Source organism: Microcoleus sp. PH2017_24_DOB_U_A (assembly GCF_020738205.1).
Classification (GTDB): domain Bacteria; phylum Cyanobacteriota; class Cyanobacteriia; order Cyanobacteriales; family Microcoleaceae; genus Microcoleus.
On sequence record NZ_JAEQCT010000182.1, the window covers coordinates 1 to 1,330 of the forward strand.

At 46.2% G+C, this 1,330-nt stretch carries 2 protein-coding genes and 1 pseudogene; 2 read left to right on the forward strand and 1 reads right to left on the reverse strand.

All coding sequences use genetic code 11. From position 1 onward, the window contains the following. A pseudogene (locus JGK07_RS32415) lies at positions 1-509 on the forward strand (transposase); the annotation flags it as partial. On the opposite strand, the gene JGK07_RS32420 reads toward JGK07_RS32415, so the two are convergent. Beyond that, positions 481-927, reverse strand: coding sequence for a DNA-3-methyladenine glycosylase (locus tag JGK07_RS32420; RefSeq protein WP_363319734.1), 447 nt, complete (start codon positions 925-927; stop codon positions 481-483). The pseudogene JGK07_RS32415 and the gene JGK07_RS32420 sit on opposite strands and share 29 nt — an antisense overlap. Before the next feature lie 20 nt (positions 928-947). Here JGK07_RS32420 and JGK07_RS32425 point away from each other — a divergent pair, with 20 nt between their 5' ends. Next, the gene (locus JGK07_RS32425) at positions 948-1,070 is read left to right on the forward strand and encodes a hypothetical protein (RefSeq protein WP_096830678.1); all 123 of its coding nucleotides are present in this window, start codon (positions 948-950) and stop codon (positions 1,068-1,070) included. The last annotated feature ends 260 nt before the right edge of the window (positions 1,071-1,330 follow it).

Below are 1,330 nucleotides of genomic sequence, written 5' to 3' on the forward strand. Positions count from 1 at the left end.
TAATCGATTAGGACGAGTACACCTCAAAATAAGTCGGCAACGTGAAGAACACGCTAAGAAACTGGCGCGTTGCGTAATCCAATCTAACGATTTGGTCGCTTACGAAGATTTGAGAATAAAGAATCTAGTAAAGAATCACTGTCTCGCTAAATCGATTAATGACGCAGGTTGGTATCAATTCAGAAAGTGGTTGGAGTATTTTGGTGTGAAATTTGGTCGGGTAACGGTTGCCGTTAATCCTGCTTATACTTCACAAAAATGTTCAAATTGCGGTGCAATCGTAAAAAAATCCCTATCCGTAAGAACCCACGTTTGTGAATGTGGATTTGTTATGGATAGGGATTGGAACGCAGCGATTAATATTCTGAAATTAGCCTTGAGTACGGTAGGGCATACCGGAACTTGGGTTTTAAGCCCGAACGCTTTGGGAGATTTGACCTCTACTTTGACGCTCAGAAATCCTGTCTGAGCAAGTTGAGTCTATGAACAAAGAATCCCCTCGCCTTTAGGCAGGGGAGTGTCAAACAGCTTCCCAGGCCCGGCGGCGAGGCGCAACAGCTTTTTTTCGGGAATTGCAGCAGCAAACTTGACAGGAGGCGCATCTAGCTGCAAAGCTCGAATCAGCACAGCGCTACCCACTCCCTCCGCATCCGTCACCACGTTAAAACAGTGATACATCCCGTAGATAAAGTAAACGTAGCCGATACCCGCACGCCCGAACATCGCCTGATTGCGAGGAGTCTGCTGTCGGTAAGCGTGACAAGCGGGATCTCCCGGGGCGTAAGCTTCTGTTTCCACAATCATTCCCCGAATCGTCTCCCCGTCAGGAAACTGGCGCACCAGAGTACAGCCCAGCAAATCAGGCGCTACGCTGGTAGATGGCCGCGCCAGCCAAAAAGATTCTACAATCTGAGTATTTGCACTCATTCAACAGGAGACAGTAAATTATGGACGTTAAGTTAGTTTTAGCAGTCTTGACAGCAGTTTTCACCGTGTGCTGTTTGTTCTTCGGCACAAAAAACGGCTTCTACGATAGTGACAAGTATCACGGTAACGGTTCTGCTCACTAATTTTAGCTGGTAATTAGTTGCTTAAAAAAACCGTTGCCTGAATCACAGGCGGCGGTTTTTTTTCGATCTAATATCAAATCCTGCTTAAATCCCCCTTATATCAAATCCGGTAGCATCGGAATTATTAATATTACCGAAATAAGGAGACTCAAGATGCCGTTTCCCTACAATGAATCTGGGGTAGGGAAACGGCATCTTGAGTCTCCTCGCTTGTCATTCCGGTGCAACCGGAATTGATATTATTTCTTAGTCCGCGCAGG

Bases quoted from the DNA above. Each gene is read 5' to 3' on its own strand.
- JGK07_RS32420 (WP_363319734.1), bottom strand. From the start codon at position 927: ATGAGTGCAAATACTCAGATTGTAGAATCTTTTTGGCTGGCGCGGCCA.
- JGK07_RS32425 (WP_096830678.1), top strand. From the start codon at position 948: ATGGACGTTAAGTTAGTTTTAGCAGTCTTGACAGCAGTTTTCACCGTG.